The sequence below is a fragment of the Eubacterium coprostanoligenes genome (genome assembly GCF_900167205.1).
GTDB classification, from domain to species: Bacteria; Bacillota; Clostridia; order Oscillospirales; family Acutalibacteraceae; genus Eubacterium_R; species Eubacterium_R coprostanoligenes.
Genome location: NZ_FUWW01000012.1, coordinates 1 through 13,655, shown reverse-complemented (window position 1 = coordinate 13,655; position 13,655 = coordinate 1). Strand labels below are relative to the sequence as shown.

General features: G+C 38.2%; 13 protein-coding genes and 1 tRNA gene. 9 read left to right on the top strand and 5 right to left on the bottom strand.

Annotated elements, in window-relative coordinates; genetic code table 11:
• Window positions 1–474: 474 nt before the first annotated feature.
• The 4 genes from B5D29_RS05965 to B5D29_RS05950 all read left to right on the top strand — a co-directional run bounded on the left by B5D29_RS05965 (window position 475) and on the right by B5D29_RS05950 (window position 4,052).
• Window positions 475–2,403, top strand: a complete 1,929-nt coding sequence (locus B5D29_RS05965; protein WP_078768673.1) for a glycoside hydrolase family 127 protein — start codon at window positions 475–477, stop codon at window positions 2,401–2,403.
• A 271-nt stretch (window positions 2,404–2,674) separates the two neighbouring features.
• Window positions 2,675–2,935 carry a type II toxin-antitoxin system Phd/YefM family antitoxin gene (locus B5D29_RS05960; protein ID WP_078768714.1) on the top strand — a complete coding sequence of 87 codons (261 nt, stop codon included), beginning with the start codon at window positions 2,675–2,677 and terminating at the stop codon, window positions 2,933–2,935.
• Window positions 2,925–3,194, top strand: coding sequence for a type II toxin-antitoxin system RelE/ParE family toxin (locus B5D29_RS05955; protein WP_078768672.1), 270 nt, complete (start codon window positions 2,925–2,927; stop codon window positions 3,192–3,194). The genes B5D29_RS05960 and B5D29_RS05955 overlap by 11 nt, the downstream gene beginning before the upstream one ends.
• A gap of 30 nt (window positions 3,195–3,224) precedes the next feature.
• Window positions 3,225–4,052 carry an alpha/beta hydrolase family protein gene (locus tag B5D29_RS05950; protein WP_078768671.1) on the top strand — a complete coding sequence of 276 codons (828 nt, stop codon included), beginning with the start codon at window positions 3,225–3,227 and terminating at the stop codon, window positions 4,050–4,052.
• Between the two features lie 264 nt (window positions 4,053–4,316).
• On the opposite strand, the gene B5D29_RS05945 is transcribed toward B5D29_RS05950, so the two are convergent.
• From B5D29_RS05945 to B5D29_RS05935, 3 genes are all read right to left on the bottom strand, one after another.
• A complete protein-coding gene (locus B5D29_RS05945; RefSeq protein ID WP_078768670.1) occupies window positions 4,317–5,309 on the bottom strand; it encodes an aldo/keto reductase in 993 nt (330 codons plus the stop codon).
• A 486-nt stretch (window positions 5,310–5,795) separates the two neighbouring features.
• The gene (locus tag B5D29_RS05940; RefSeq protein ID WP_078768669.1) at window positions 5,796–6,221 is read right to left on the bottom strand and encodes a MarR family winged helix-turn-helix transcriptional regulator; all 426 of its coding nucleotides are present in this window, start codon (window positions 6,219–6,221) and stop codon (window positions 5,796–5,798) included.
• Window position 6,222: 1 nt separating this feature from the next.
• Complete coding sequence (locus tag B5D29_RS05935; protein ID WP_078768668.1) at window positions 6,223–7,569, bottom strand: citrate/2-methylcitrate synthase; 1,347 nt, start codon at window positions 7,567–7,569, stop codon at window positions 6,223–6,225.
• A gap of 326 nt (window positions 7,570–7,895) precedes the next feature.
• Between B5D29_RS05935 and B5D29_RS05930 the strand changes: the two genes are divergently transcribed.
• A complete protein-coding gene (locus B5D29_RS05930; protein ID WP_078768667.1) occupies window positions 7,896–8,585 on the top strand; it encodes an alpha/beta hydrolase in 690 nt (229 codons plus the stop codon).
• A 114-nt stretch (window positions 8,586–8,699) separates the two neighbouring features.
• Here B5D29_RS05930 and B5D29_RS05925 read toward each other — a convergent pair.
• Window positions 8,700–8,775, bottom strand: a tRNA-Asn gene (locus B5D29_RS05925).
• Window positions 8,776–8,969: 194 nt separating this feature from the next.
• Here B5D29_RS05925 and B5D29_RS05920 point away from each other — a divergent pair.
• The 4 genes from B5D29_RS05920 to B5D29_RS05905 all read left to right on the top strand — a co-directional run bounded on the left by B5D29_RS05920 (window position 8,970) and on the right by B5D29_RS05905 (window position 13,318).
• On the top strand, window positions 8,970–9,665 hold the full coding sequence (locus tag B5D29_RS05920) for a JAB domain-containing protein (RefSeq protein WP_078768666.1): 696 nt from the start codon (window positions 8,970–8,972) through the stop codon (window positions 9,663–9,665).
• 66 nt (window positions 9,666–9,731) lie between these two features.
• Window positions 9,732–11,387, top strand: coding sequence for a PASTA domain-containing protein (locus tag B5D29_RS05915; protein ID WP_078768665.1), 1,656 nt, complete (start codon window positions 9,732–9,734; stop codon window positions 11,385–11,387).
• Window positions 11,388–11,602: 215 nt separating this feature from the next.
• A complete protein-coding gene (locus tag B5D29_RS05910; RefSeq protein ID WP_078768664.1) occupies window positions 11,603–12,676 on the top strand; it encodes a fibronectin type III domain-containing protein in 1,074 nt (357 codons plus the stop codon).
• Between the two features lie 135 nt (window positions 12,677–12,811).
• The gene (locus B5D29_RS05905; protein ID WP_078768663.1) at window positions 12,812–13,318 is read left to right on the top strand and encodes a flavin reductase family protein; all 507 of its coding nucleotides are present in this window, start codon (window positions 12,812–12,814) and stop codon (window positions 13,316–13,318) included.
• 120 nt (window positions 13,319–13,438) lie between these two features.
• Here the strand turns inward: B5D29_RS05905 and B5D29_RS05900 are convergent.
• Window positions 13,439–13,655, bottom strand: a 217-nt coding sequence (locus B5D29_RS05900; protein ID WP_143406739.1) for an integrase core domain-containing protein, incomplete at its 5' end; no start/stop codon positions are given.

Here is a 13,655-nt window from a genome sequence, read left to right as displayed (position 1 = left end):
CAAGGTTATCGGGACCCATTTAAAATCTGTGATTTTGTAATGGGTGATGTTCTTATTACGGGTTTATAGTGCAATTAAACCCGTAACATCGTTCTGTCAAGTCTTTAAGGTGGAGATTTGCAAAGCAAATACTACCGTGACTTGACAGGTTGATATAATCTGCCACAAGGCTGGAAGTTTTGCTTTCAGCCTATTTTTATGCCCGAATAGTGCTTTTTACAGCGGTGTTCGGGCATTTTTTCTTTGTCTTAAAATATCGTGAGAGTTTTTGAGAGATTCTAAGAGACAGCAAATTTCAAAATTTCAAAGTCATTTTATTGCGATTTGGGGCATTTATGACTGAAACTTTTGAGAGACATCACTCAAATCAAAATCTACTTTGATTGAATTGCAACATATCTGTTGATTGTTGTTGAAAACACGCTGTTTTTATGATAAAGTAAAGTTAGTGAATTGTTTGTTTAAGGGGTAAATATGAATATAAACAATTTTTCAAATCCTTTGCATTTAAATAAAGTTAAAGTTAATGACAATTATTTTAATGAATATTTGAATTTAATTAAAACAGTTGTTATTCCATATCAGTATAATGCTTTAAACGATTTGATTCCGGGTGCACCTAAAAGTTATTGTATTTCAAATTTTATAAAGGCATCTTCTGTATGTTCATCACTTAAAGCCGGTATTCCCGTTCCTGTTTTTCCGGTTGATAAATGGGAATATAAAGAAACAGAATGCAGTTTCAATTCTTTTTTAGGTTGGTGCTTTCAGGATACAGATGCATATAAGTGGATAGAAGCCGCTTCGTATGTTTTAGTAAACGAAAAAAATGATGCTTTAAAAAAGCAAGTTGATGATTTGGTAGATTTAATTTGCAGCGCACAGCTTGAAAACGGTTATCTTGATACTCTCTATATAATTAATGACAGAAGTAAAATATTTTCTAATTTAAAAGACCGTCATGAGCTTTATTGTTTTGGACATTTAACAGAGGCTGCTGTGGCATATTACAATTCCACCGGCAATAATAAATTATTAAATGCCGCCATTCGCTTTGCTGATTTAATTTGTGATTATTTTGGAGATAATAAAAATCAGGGCTATCCGGGTCATGAAATAGCCGAGTCTGCCTTGGTGAAATTATACTATATAACAAGAAATGAAAAATACATAAATCAGGCAGAATTATTTATAAAAAGAAGGGGCACAAAGCCATATTATTTTGATATTGAGCGCTGTTATAATCGTACAGATAACAGTATTGATTATGAATATAATCAGGCACATATGCCTGCTGTTAAGCAGAATGAAGCTGTAGGTCATGCTGTCAGAGGTGTTTATTTATATCGTGGTATGGCTGAAATTGCAAAAGTTAAAAAAGATGATTGTGTATTTAACGCCTGTAAAAATATTTGGAATAATATTGTAAATAAAAAATTATACATAACAGGCGGTATAGGTTCCACTGCAGTTGGAGAGGCATTTTCATTTGATTATGATTTGCCGAATGATTTGGCTTATTGTGAAACATGTGCTTCAATCGGTCTTGCAATGTTTTCACGCCGTATGTTTGAAATTAATCCCATTTCTTCATATTTTGATGTGTTTGAACAAGCTCTTTATAATACGGTTCTTGCTTCTATGGGCAGTGACGGAAAATCTTTTTTCTATGTTAATCCTCTTGAAGTTTTGCCTGTTGCTTCAAAAAAGGATGAAAGAAAAAATCACGTTAAAACAAGGCGGCAAAAATGGTTTGGTTGTGCTTGTTGTCCTCCTAATTTAGCACGCTTTTTATCATCAATAGGAGAGTATTGCTTTAGTGAAAATAGCAGCACCTTGTTTGTGAATCTTTATATTGGAGCAAATGCTCAATTTACAAACGGCTGTATTGATGTTCAGTCAAATTATTTGTCAAGCGGTAATGTGATTTTATATGTTAAGCCTAATAAACCGTTTAAATTGGCACTAAGAATTCCTGCTTGGTGTGATAACTTCACAATAAATTGTGATTACGAAATGATAAACGGCTACGCAGTTTTGAGTATTAATAAAAACACTAATGTTGAAATATCTTTTGATTTAAAAGTTAAATTAATTAGATGCTCAAATCTTGTCAGAGCTAATATAGGTAAGGTTGCTGTTGCAAGAGGTCCTGTTGTATATTGTGCAGAAAGCATTGATAACTGTGAAAACTTGCAGCTTTTAAAAATTAATCCAAATGGTGATTTTGTGTTTAACGAAAACGGCACAATAATTGCAGACGGTTTTGTTGAACAACCGGATGAAAGCTTGTACGACGAATATAAGCCGGTTCCTTTAAAAAAATGTAAGATTACATTAATCCCTTATAATTCGTGGGGAAATAGGGGAGAAACGGAAATGAGTGTGTATTTGCGTGTCTAAAATATTTAGAAGTAAAAATATGAATAAAAAGATTATAACTGTTGTAATTTTTCTTTGCCTTAAAATATCGTGAGAGCTTTTGAGAGACATCGCTCAAATCAAAATCGTAACACGAATTGAAATGAGCAAAAAATTTGAGAGACTTTTCAAAAAATAATGAGGGATTAAAGTAATAAAACTTTAAAGATAGATGTTTATTTATTTGAATAAATTCTTGAAAATGCGGAATAATTATGGTATAATTAAACCACAAGATAAAGGAGTTGATTTTATGCCACAGATTATTCCTATCAGAGATTTAAAAAACACGAGTGAAATATCCGCTATGTGTCATAGCAGTAATGAACCTGTTTTTATTACTAAAAACGGTTATGGCGATATGGTTGTTATGAGTATGGAAACATATGAGAAAAATATGTTCGTTCATGATGTAGAGGAAAAGTTAGCTGAGGCCGAGGAAGCAATAAGCAAGGGAGAAGTCAGAGGTGCAAGAAAAGCACTTTCTGATTTAAGAAAACAATGTGAACTATAATCTTGTAATAACTCAACCGGCGGAAAAAGATTTAGCAGATATACTACAATATATATCAAAAGATTTGTCTGCTCCAAAGGCGGCAAATGATTTGTTGGACGATATATTAAAATGTTATGATAATATTTCGTTGAATCCTTTGATGTATGCCCTTTGCGATAATGATAGGCTGAAAAGTAAGAAATACAGAAAAGCAGTTATAAAGAATTATATAACATTTTATCGTGTCGATGAAGAAAAACAAACAATTAGTAATTAGATATTAAAGAACTGAATTTGGAGAAAAATTATGATTTTTAAGAAACCTGTTTTGTCAGATGGAATTACAGAAAGCACCTTTGAATGCAAAAGAGATGGATTGGCGATTCGTGGAACAATCTACCGTCCAAAAGGAGATCATCTTCCAATTGCAATCGTATGTCACGGATTTATGGCATGGCAAGACAGTGTGAAACATTATGCGGCTTTTTTGGCTGAAATGGGATATGCTGCATTTACATTTGATTTTTGCGGCGGTTCTGTTATGTGTGGAAAAAGTGACGGAAAAACTACAGAGATGTCTGTTCTGACAGAAACCAAAGATCTGGAAGCGGTCATTGAATATGTTAGAAATCTTTCCTATACAGATTCTGAAAAAATTTTATTGATGGGATGCAGTCAGGGCGGTTTTGTGTCTGCTTTGGTGGCAGCAAAAAACAACTTTCCGATAGAAAAACTTGTCCTGTTTTATCCGGCATTGTGTATCCCGGATGACGCCAGAGCCGGAAAAATGATGATAGTAAAATTTGATCCGCAAAATGTTCCCGATACTTTCCGCTGCGGACTGATGAAATTGGGGCGTTGCTATGCAATGGATGTCATGCAAATGGATGCCTTTGCAGAAATTAAGAACTACGCCGGCAGGGTGTGCATCGTGCATGGCACAAAGGATAAAATCGTAGATGTTTCTTATGCCAACCGTGCGGCAGAAGCATATAAAAGTACGATGCCTATCGGAATGCAAGAGTCCAAACGGGTGCAACTTCATTTTATAGATGGCGGAGGGCATATGTTTTCGAAAAAGCATGATGTCATTGCAATGAAATTATTAAAAGAATTCGCTGCAAAACACGAATAATTTTCATCTGATACCATATGGACAAATAGGAAATATATAGTTTGTAACAATAATCTATATTGTCGAAAAAGGCTCGAGAAATCGAGCCTTTTTGTTGTTCAATGAGGTAAAAAATGATAAAACAGAGGTGGAAAATTGAAATGGCAATAAAGCGATTAGTAAAGAAAGTGAAATGAACAAAAATAACCCCTTGAGGGATAGTCTGAAAAACAATGCAGTCGGCAAAGTTTTCAGTTTCCCTTTAGGGGTTTTGACTGTTTTATATCAACCTAATGAAATGTTGTCGATGAGTTGCAGTTCTTCCTTGGTGAACGGTGCGGAATCGGTTGCCTTGATGTTGTCGAGGATTTGTTGTGGCTTTGATGCACCGATTAAAACGCTGGTGACTTCCTCTTTTTGGAGCAACCAAGCGAGTGCCATATCGGCAAGTTTTTCTCCACGCTGTTTTGCCAAATCGTTGAGTTGACGGATTTGTTCCATTCTGTGCTCGTCAAGAGTGCTCTCCTTGAGGTATCTGCCGTCTGTTCTGATTCGGCTGTCCTCCGGGATTCCGTTCAAATAACGGTCGGTGAGCTGACCTTGTGCAAGCGGACTGAATGTAATCAAGCCTTTGTGTAGCTTGCTAACTGCTTCTTTTAAGCCGTTGTTTTCTACCGTTCTGTCAAAAATCGAATAACGGTTTTGATTGATTACAAACGGGCAATTCAAATCTTTCAAAATCGAAGTTGCCTTTTTCAGCGTCTTTCCGTCATAGTTTGAAAGTCCGACATAAAGCGCTTTACCGCTGTTGACTGCTGTTGCAAGCGCACCCATAGTTTCCTCAAGCGGTGTGTCGGGGTCCATTCTGTGATGATAGAAAATGTCAACATAGTCAAGTCCCATACGCTGTAAACTTTGGTCAAGGCTTGCAAGGAGATACTTGCGACTGCCCCAGTCACCGTAAGGACCGTCCCACATAAGATAGCCCGCCTTTGTTGAAATTATCATTTCGTCACGATAAGGGCGCAGGTCCTCTTTCATAATTCTGCCGAAGTTTTTCTCCGCACTTCCAGGCTGTGGACCGTAGTTGTTTGCCAAATCAAAATGAGTGATTCCGTTGTCAAAAGCCGTGAAACACAGTGATTTCATATTTTCAAAATTAGCCGTGTCACCAAAATTATGCCACAATCCGAGCGATACTTTCGGAAGCATCAAGCCACTTCTTCCGCAACGATTATATTCCATAGCCGAATATCTATCCTTTGACGCAATGTACATAATTTTTCCTCCTATAAATAAAAATCATTCATTGAGCAACATCAAAATTCTATGCTCTACATAACAAATATAGCACATAATTCTGCAACAATCAATGGGCGTTTGGCAGTTACCAAAAATTAAAAATAATTGTATAATAAACTCCAATAAATAAAAGGATATACATTATGTTAAAACTTATTCCGACACCGAAATTTGCGGAAATAAGCGAAACTAAAACGCTGAAACAAATCCTTTTTTAGTACGGCGAAGAAGTACCTTACCAATCAAGGACAAGCCGAAGCACGAGGATGAGTTTCAATGCTATTTTATGAATAGAGTGAACAATTACTGCAAAAGCAAGGGCAAGCACATTCTGTGAGAAAAAACTGTTCTGTCAATTTTGTCGTTTTATAGCATAGTTTTGAACAGAAAAAATATGCCTAATCTTTAAATGTCGTATAACTAAAAATAAATGCTGTAAGTGTCGAACTTACAGCATTTTGTTTATTTCGTTTCTTCCATAACCTGCCTGATTTTTTCAAGCGTGTTTCGTGTGGTTTCCAAATCGTCAGGGTCGATTTCGGACACCACCTTGTCATAAATAGAAATGATTTTGTTTTTTTCGCAATTTGTCAATTCAATTGCTTTGCTTGTCAAAGCAATGTAGGTTTGCTCTTTTTTCTCGTCCAGCTTCCAAATGATGTAGCCTTTTTTTTCAAGGTTGGTTATCATTTTTGATGTTGCAGGCATAGACAAATCCATATAATTTGCCACTTCGGAAAGATATGCACCCTCCGGACATTCCGAATGCTTGATGCACTCCTTGATTTTGTAGAGGAACAGATAGTCTGTTTTTTCCGCAAACTCAAACACAATCTCAAAATTGAGTATCCTGAGCAAAAATTCCTCCGCATTATTAGTAATTCCCATATTATCGTTCCTCTCTTGTGATATAATCCTTTGGCTCCATCAAGCTCTTGTAAGCAGGACGGATGATTTTGTCTGTGGTTATCAATTCTTCCAAACGGTGAGTGCTCCAACCGACAATTCTTGCAATTGCAAAAAGCGGAGTGTACAGCTCTCTCGGAATATTGAGCATATCATAAACAAAACCGCTGTAAAAGTCGATGTTAGGGCTGACACCCTTAAATATTTTGCGTTGTTCGGCAATCAAAATCGGTGCAATCTTTTCAACATTGTTATAAAGAAGCATATCATCGCCACGGCCTTTTTCGTTTGCAAGCTGTTCAACAAATCCCTTGAACACCCTTTCTCTTGGGTCGGAAATTGAATATACAGCGTGACCCATTCCGTAGATAAGCCCCTTTTTGTCGAACGCTTCCTTGTTGAGAATTTTGCTCAAATATGCTGCGATTTCTTCCTCGTCTGCGTAATCATTGACATGTGCTCTGATGTCATCCATCATATTCATTACCATAAGATTTGCACCGCCGTGCTTTTTGCCCTTCAATGATGACATGGCGGCAGAAATTACAGAATATGTATCCGAGCCCGATGATGTTACAACTCTTGTTGTGAAAGTTGAATTGTTACCTCCGCCGTGCTCCATATGCAACAGCAACGCAACATCCAAAACCCTCGCTTCAAGCTCTGTGAACTGCAAATCAGGTCTTAACATACGCAAAAAGTTCTCTGCCAACGACAGGTTCTTTTCAGGTCTGTGGATGTACATACTTTCGTTCTTTTCGTAGTGATTATATGCGTGGTATGCGTAAACGGCAAGCATAGGAAATGTTGCAATCAACTGCATACTTTGTTTCAAAACATTTGGAATTTCAAGCAGTTCTTTCTGCTTGTCATAAGAGCCTAAAGTGAGAATACTTCTTGTCATTGAGCCCATAATATCCGATGTCGGCGAATCCATAATAACATCTCTTACAAAGTAGGTAGGAAGTTCCATACATTCGGACAAATGGTCCTGAAATTCCTTTAGCTGTGCTTCGCTCGGCAACTCACCGAATAAAAGAAGATATGCGCCTTCCTCAAAGACAAATCGTTTGCCCTTGCTTCCTGCAACCAAATCTTCAATGTTGTATCCACGATAAGACAATACGCCGTCACACGGGTATTTTTCCCCATCGTGGTAGTCAAAAGCCTTGATGTTTGAAATGTTTGTAAGTCCGGTCAAAACGCCTTGTCCGTTTTCGTCACGCAGTCCACGCTTAACGCCGTATTCTGCATATAAATTTTTGTTAATGCTGTCGTTCTGCTCGCAGAGAACAGACTGTTGCTTCATATAATTTTCTAAATTGGTCATTTTATTTTCCTTTCATTGCTCTGTTTCGATTTTATATCAAGTATATCCAATAAGTTCTCGAGATTTTATTTGAAACTTTCCATCCTAAACAAAATCCAAAAATTTGATGATGTATCCCAAATTTAATAATATCGCAAAAAAATCTACTAACAATGAACAAAAATAAAACAAACTGTTAAATCTCATATAACTAACACGCTGTTATATTTTTAGCTAAAAACTCGTTTTTGTAATAATAAAATAATTTGAAGAATCTTGCAACGGCTTTTGCGGTTATAATATAATTTAAAAAAAGGCAGGAGGGATTTTTATGAACAAAAAAGGGTGTGGGCACAATTTTTGGCGCAATTTGCGGGCTGACGGCTTTGACTGCAATATCGGCAGAAGTGTTTTATGATTTCTCAATAAACACAAAATCACCGATACATATGAGCAAGCTCAACAACCTTGTTCAAAAAGCCACAAACACCAACGGCAGTGAAGAAGACGCAAGCGCAAAATACAGCGGACTGACCGGCACTCCGGAGATGAAAAAATGGTATGGCGAAAACGGTGAAGATGTTTACATTATGTCCGATTCACTTCGTTTGCACGGCAAATTATTCAAAAATCCCGGCACAAAATATGCTCTTGTCTGCCACGGATATACAAGCAAGGCAAAGCATATGGCAGGCTTTGTCAACAAATTTCACTCGCTCGGCTATAATGTTTTGCACATTCCGTGGTTTCCTGTTCTCAACGCAAGTTCTGCAATTTCAAAGGTTCGTGACGGCTACAATTTTAAGCAGGCAAGTGCAGTTGAACAGGTCAAAAAGAGCCATATTCCAACCTTGTTCAACCATGGTTCAAAGGATGAACTTGTGCCATACGGAATGTTGAACGAACTGTATTCGGCAGCGAATTGCGAAAAAGAAATCCTGACAATTCAAGGCGCAGGCCACGCACTTTCGTCATCCGTTGCCCCAAAACTTTATTGGAATACAGTCGAAACCTTCCTCAAAAAGCATTTGGATTAATCCAAACAAAAAGCAAAAGCGTATATAAAACAAAACCCTCGAAAAATTCTGAGGGCTTTGTCATTTGTTGGTGTTAAATAAAGAAAAAAGACAAGTCATAGACTTGTCTTTTTGTGGCTCCCCCTGTTGGACTTGAACCAACGACAACTCGGTTAACAGCCGAGTGCTCTACCGACTGAGCTAAGGAGGAATGTGTCTTCTCTCTCGAGTGCTTACACATAATATCACTTTATTAACGATATGTCAAGCCTTTTTTTGAATTTTTTTAAACTTTTTTTGAGATGTGGTTTTTTGTCGCTTTTCTCGTGGTTTTATGGCACACTTGCTCTTGAATTAAAGCGACAATAATGGTACACTTTAATAAGTATTTTATGGAGGCAGGCTATGACGGATTCAGAGTTGAAAAAGCAAATGTGCGAAAATCTGCAAGATGATTATTTGCTCAACGGCAGTTCCGATTTGTCTGATTTTGAGCTTCTTGAAAAAGCACTTTCACTTGCTGTTGCAAAGAATAACAGTAAAGAGATTGCCGATAACTTGATGAATGAGTTTAACAATCTGAAAAGTGTTTCGGTTGCTTCTCCCAAGCGATTGATGCAAATTGACGGGGTCAACGAACAAGTTGCAACTTATCTTTCGCTTATGCGTGATATTTTGGCAAGAATCGAGCTCCGAAAAAATCAAAGCGTCGATGTCCTCGCTGATGTCAACAGCGCAATTGAGTATGCAAAAAATATGCTCTTGTTTCAAGATGTGGAACGGGTTGTGTTGATAACTCTTGATGAGGATTTCAGGGTAATCAAATCCGATTACATTTCGCAGGGAACGGCAAATTTCGCAAATGTAATGCCTGTTGAGGTTTCGAAACGGTTGGTTGCCGAAAAGCCTTGCTATGTTGTTGTGGCTCACAATCATTTGGTTGACAACGGCGAGCCTTCTTTTTCGGATATCAATTTTACAATAAATTTGACAAATTGGTTAAGTCAATTCGGAATAAAACTGCTTGACCACATAATTGTCTGCAAAAGCTGTTCAACATCAATGGCGATGGAAGAAGAATACAAATTTATTTTTGACTGACATTGTTGACATTGATTAACTATATTGATATTATAAATAATAGATTACTATATACGGAGTGATACTATGAGAGATTTTGATAATCTTTGCGCAAATTGCTGGGAAGAACTCACAGAAGGTTCTGTTTGTGCCGAATGCGGTTACGACAACAACACTCAAAACGACAGCATTAATCTTAAAATAAAAACGCTCCTTGCCGACAAATATGTGGTTGGCAAGGTTATTAAGGTTGAAAGCGATTCCGTCACCTATTCAGGTTATGACGGACAAATCGAAAAGCCTATTTATATCAGAGAATTTTTCCCAAAGGGGATTGCAAGCAGATTTGACGACGGCGACGAAATTCATGTTCGCCAAAAGTTTGTGAATGAGTTTGCACGATACAAAAAATCATTTTTCAATTTGTGGACAACCATGCAAAAGCTCCACAACCTTTCTGCCGTTGTGCCTGTTTATGACCTTGTTGAAGCAAACGGCACTTATTATGCAATTATTGAAAAAACAGAATCTGTTCCGCTTCGTGAGTATTTGCTCCGCAACGAGGAAGGCTATATTTCTTGGGATACTGCAAGACTTATGTTTATGCCTGTTCTCACAACAATCGAGGCACTTCATTCAAACGGTATTGTTCACGGCTCAATCACACCGGATAATCTTGTTCTTTGCAGAGACGGCAAGGTGCATCTTGCTCCGTTTCCAATCACAGAGGCAAGCGACAAGGCGACCGCTTTGGAATTCACCGAAAACGAAGGCTACACAGCACTTGAGCAGTATGACAATAAGCACAGAATTTGTGCGGCAACGGATATTTACAGCTTTTCGGCTTGCATATACAGAGCACTTGTCGGAGCAAATCCGCCGTCTGCTGTTTCAAGAGAGGCAAATGACAAGTTGATGATTCCGAATACTATTGCCGAAAAAATCCCTATGCATGTAATCAAGGCGCTTGTCGGCGGTTTGCAGGTTTATCCTGAAAAGAGAGTAAAGACCGTTGATGATTTCAGAGAACTTCTTGACGCCGCTCCTGCCGTAAGAGCAAAGGCAGCCGTTGAGCATGAGGATGTTTATCAAGAGGGCGCAAAGGGCGGTTATCCCGATTACGATGATGCCAAGGGCGACAAAAAACGCAAGGCAGTCGTTTGGGTGCTTGTTATTTTGATTGTTGCCGCAATTGCCGCTGCTGTTTATGTTGTGCAGTTTTCGGGATTGATTGATAACAACAAGGATAACACCACAACTTCCGCACCGATTAAAACCCACCAAGTTCCGAATTTTGTCGGCGCAGGCTACACCCAAAGCGATATTGAAAACAACGGCGCTTGGAATGAGCAGTTCAAGTTCACTTTCCAAGGCGAATATTCATCCGATACCGAGGAGGGTATAATATTTAAGCAAAGCGTCAATGCAGGCGAAACTGTTGACGAGGGCACAGAGATTATTCTCACCGTGTCAAAGGGTATCCAAACTCAAACCGTTCCCGATGTTAGAGGCTTGACCCTTGAAGATGCAACAAAACAGCTTGAAGAACTTGGTTTCAAGGTCAGCACTGTTGCTGTTTACAATGACGGAACTCATGTTGCAAATACCGTTAAAAACACAGACGCATCTGCTCCGGCAGCAGGTTCAATTGCCGCTGTCGGCGAAGAGGTTATTCTTCAGGTTTACGGCGAAGTCGAAACAACAACCGCTCCTGCTGTGACAGAATCGGCTGAAACCGAATAAGTTATAAAAAAGATAAAACGCTTCTCGTTCGAGGGGCGTTTTTGTTGTTTACTAAACTTAAAAAGTGCAAAAGGTAGTTTATTTTCAAAAAAATTTGACTTTTGGTTTCAAATTTGATATAACATTAGTCGGTTACAAAAAGGTTACAAAAATTACAAGTTTGTAAAGGAGATTTTGTTATCAGTAGACTATCAATAAAAATCGTTTCTTTCGTGATGACGGCAATCGTTGTTTTTGGTGCGTCTGTTCCGGCTTATGCCGGCTCGGTTCATCAGGACTACACGGGAGTAAAAACGGCAATGACAGGTGAAGCCCCGCTTGTTCAAAGTACATTCGATATGATGCAACCGAAAAAAACGGAAGTGTTCAGCGTTGAGGCTTATGACATCGGCGAATCAACTGCAAAAATCAAGTGGTCGGGCGACAAGATTTACTTGGGCTATAACATTTATATGTTTAACCCTGTTACGCATGGCTTTGAAGAGTATGCAACCACAAATACAACCGGCATATCAATCAGCGGTTTGTGTGATGATTCAACATACAAATTTATGGTGGCATCCGCTATCAGCGATGAATCATTGGGTATTGTAAGTTTTAAGACAACATCGTTGAAACCACAACTTAAGATTGATGAAATATCGTCTGACGGAATCAAATTGACGGTTGAAAATATCTATGACGATTCAAAAATTGTTGTTTACAGAAGCGACAACGACAAGGAATTTGAAAAAATAGGTGTTGTAAAAGGTGAAAACTCATTTGTTGATGAGCAAGCAAAAGTTAATGTTCGTTACACCTACAAGGTGAAAATGGTTTCCGCTCATAAGGACAGATTCAGTGATGCGGTTGAAGCGGAAATACCTGAAGAAATGGGCTTGCCTGAAGTTTCGGGCGAAACAAAAACCTATGCCTACTACACTGCTGTAACTGCCAAAGGTTCACCGCAGTACGCACTTCTCAATTCAGACGAATGTTATACCGATGAGGAAACAGGCATCCGTATGATAGGCGACTATTATTGCGTTGCCCTCGGCTCATTCTATGGCAGTACAATCGGCACAAGATACCGCATTACATTTTCAACAGGCAAATCCATAAAAGTTATTCTTTGTGATCAAAAGTCGGACAGACACACCGACAGTAACCATCAGTACGCAGTAAGAAATTGCGATATTATGGAATTCTATGTTGAAAAGGGCAAAATCCCGTCAAATGTTCGTGGCAATTACGGAAACCTTGAACAATTCAGCGGAGAAATTGTTAAAATAGAAAGATATTCGTTGTAATCAAATGTATGACAAACAGCTCTTCAATTTTGGAGGGCTGTTCGCTTTTGAAATGGACCAAACTCGTTTTGACGAGCACTGCGTTTTGTGTTATAATATTAGTATATAATGTATATAATTAACGAGGTGACATATATGTTTAAGGAAATAGAATTCAGCGAGGTCAAGGAAAATGTTGTTGACCTTATTGCAAAGCAGTGGGCACTTGTTACGGCAGGCGACAAAGACGGCTACAACACAATGACAGTGTCTTGGGGCGCAGTCGGCGAACTTTGGGGCGTTGACACAGCAACCGTTTATATCCGTCCGCAGAGATACACGGAGCAGTTTATTGAGAAAAACGATTATTTCACAGTCAGCTTTTATCCTGCCGAACTAAAAAATCAAATTCACGGTGTGTGCGGTTCAAAAAGCGGCAGAGATGTAGACAAGGCAAAGGAAGCCGGAATTACTCCTGTTTTTGATGAAAAAGCACCGTATTTTGAGGAAGCAAAACTTGTTCTTGTTTGCAGAAAAATGGCAAAGGGCAAATTTGAGCCTGAACAATTTATCGACAAAACCGTTGATGAAAGATGGTATCCTCAAAAGGACTATCACAATATTTATTACGGAGCAATTGAAAAGGTTCTTGTTAAAGAATAAAAATATGTTCATTTGTCAATGATGTGACACCGAGATATTAAAATAAAAAGTATTGGGAAAAGGACAATGTGATGATTAAACGGAGCGTAGCGAAGTGAAATCATCACATTGTCGGCGGCTTTAATCAACGATGTATTCGAGTTCTGCTCGTTTTTGTAATGGTGATTTCCAACCCAAAACAGACATAGGTATGTTGTTTGAACGTTTGAGATATTGTTTCATTTGAACAATTAAATCATCGTAAGAGTAAAAGCTCAAATAATTGTAAAATCTTTCTTGGTCATTTCTGTGGCTTCTTTCAACCTTTCCGTTATGCCAAGGTGTTCTTGGTCTGATA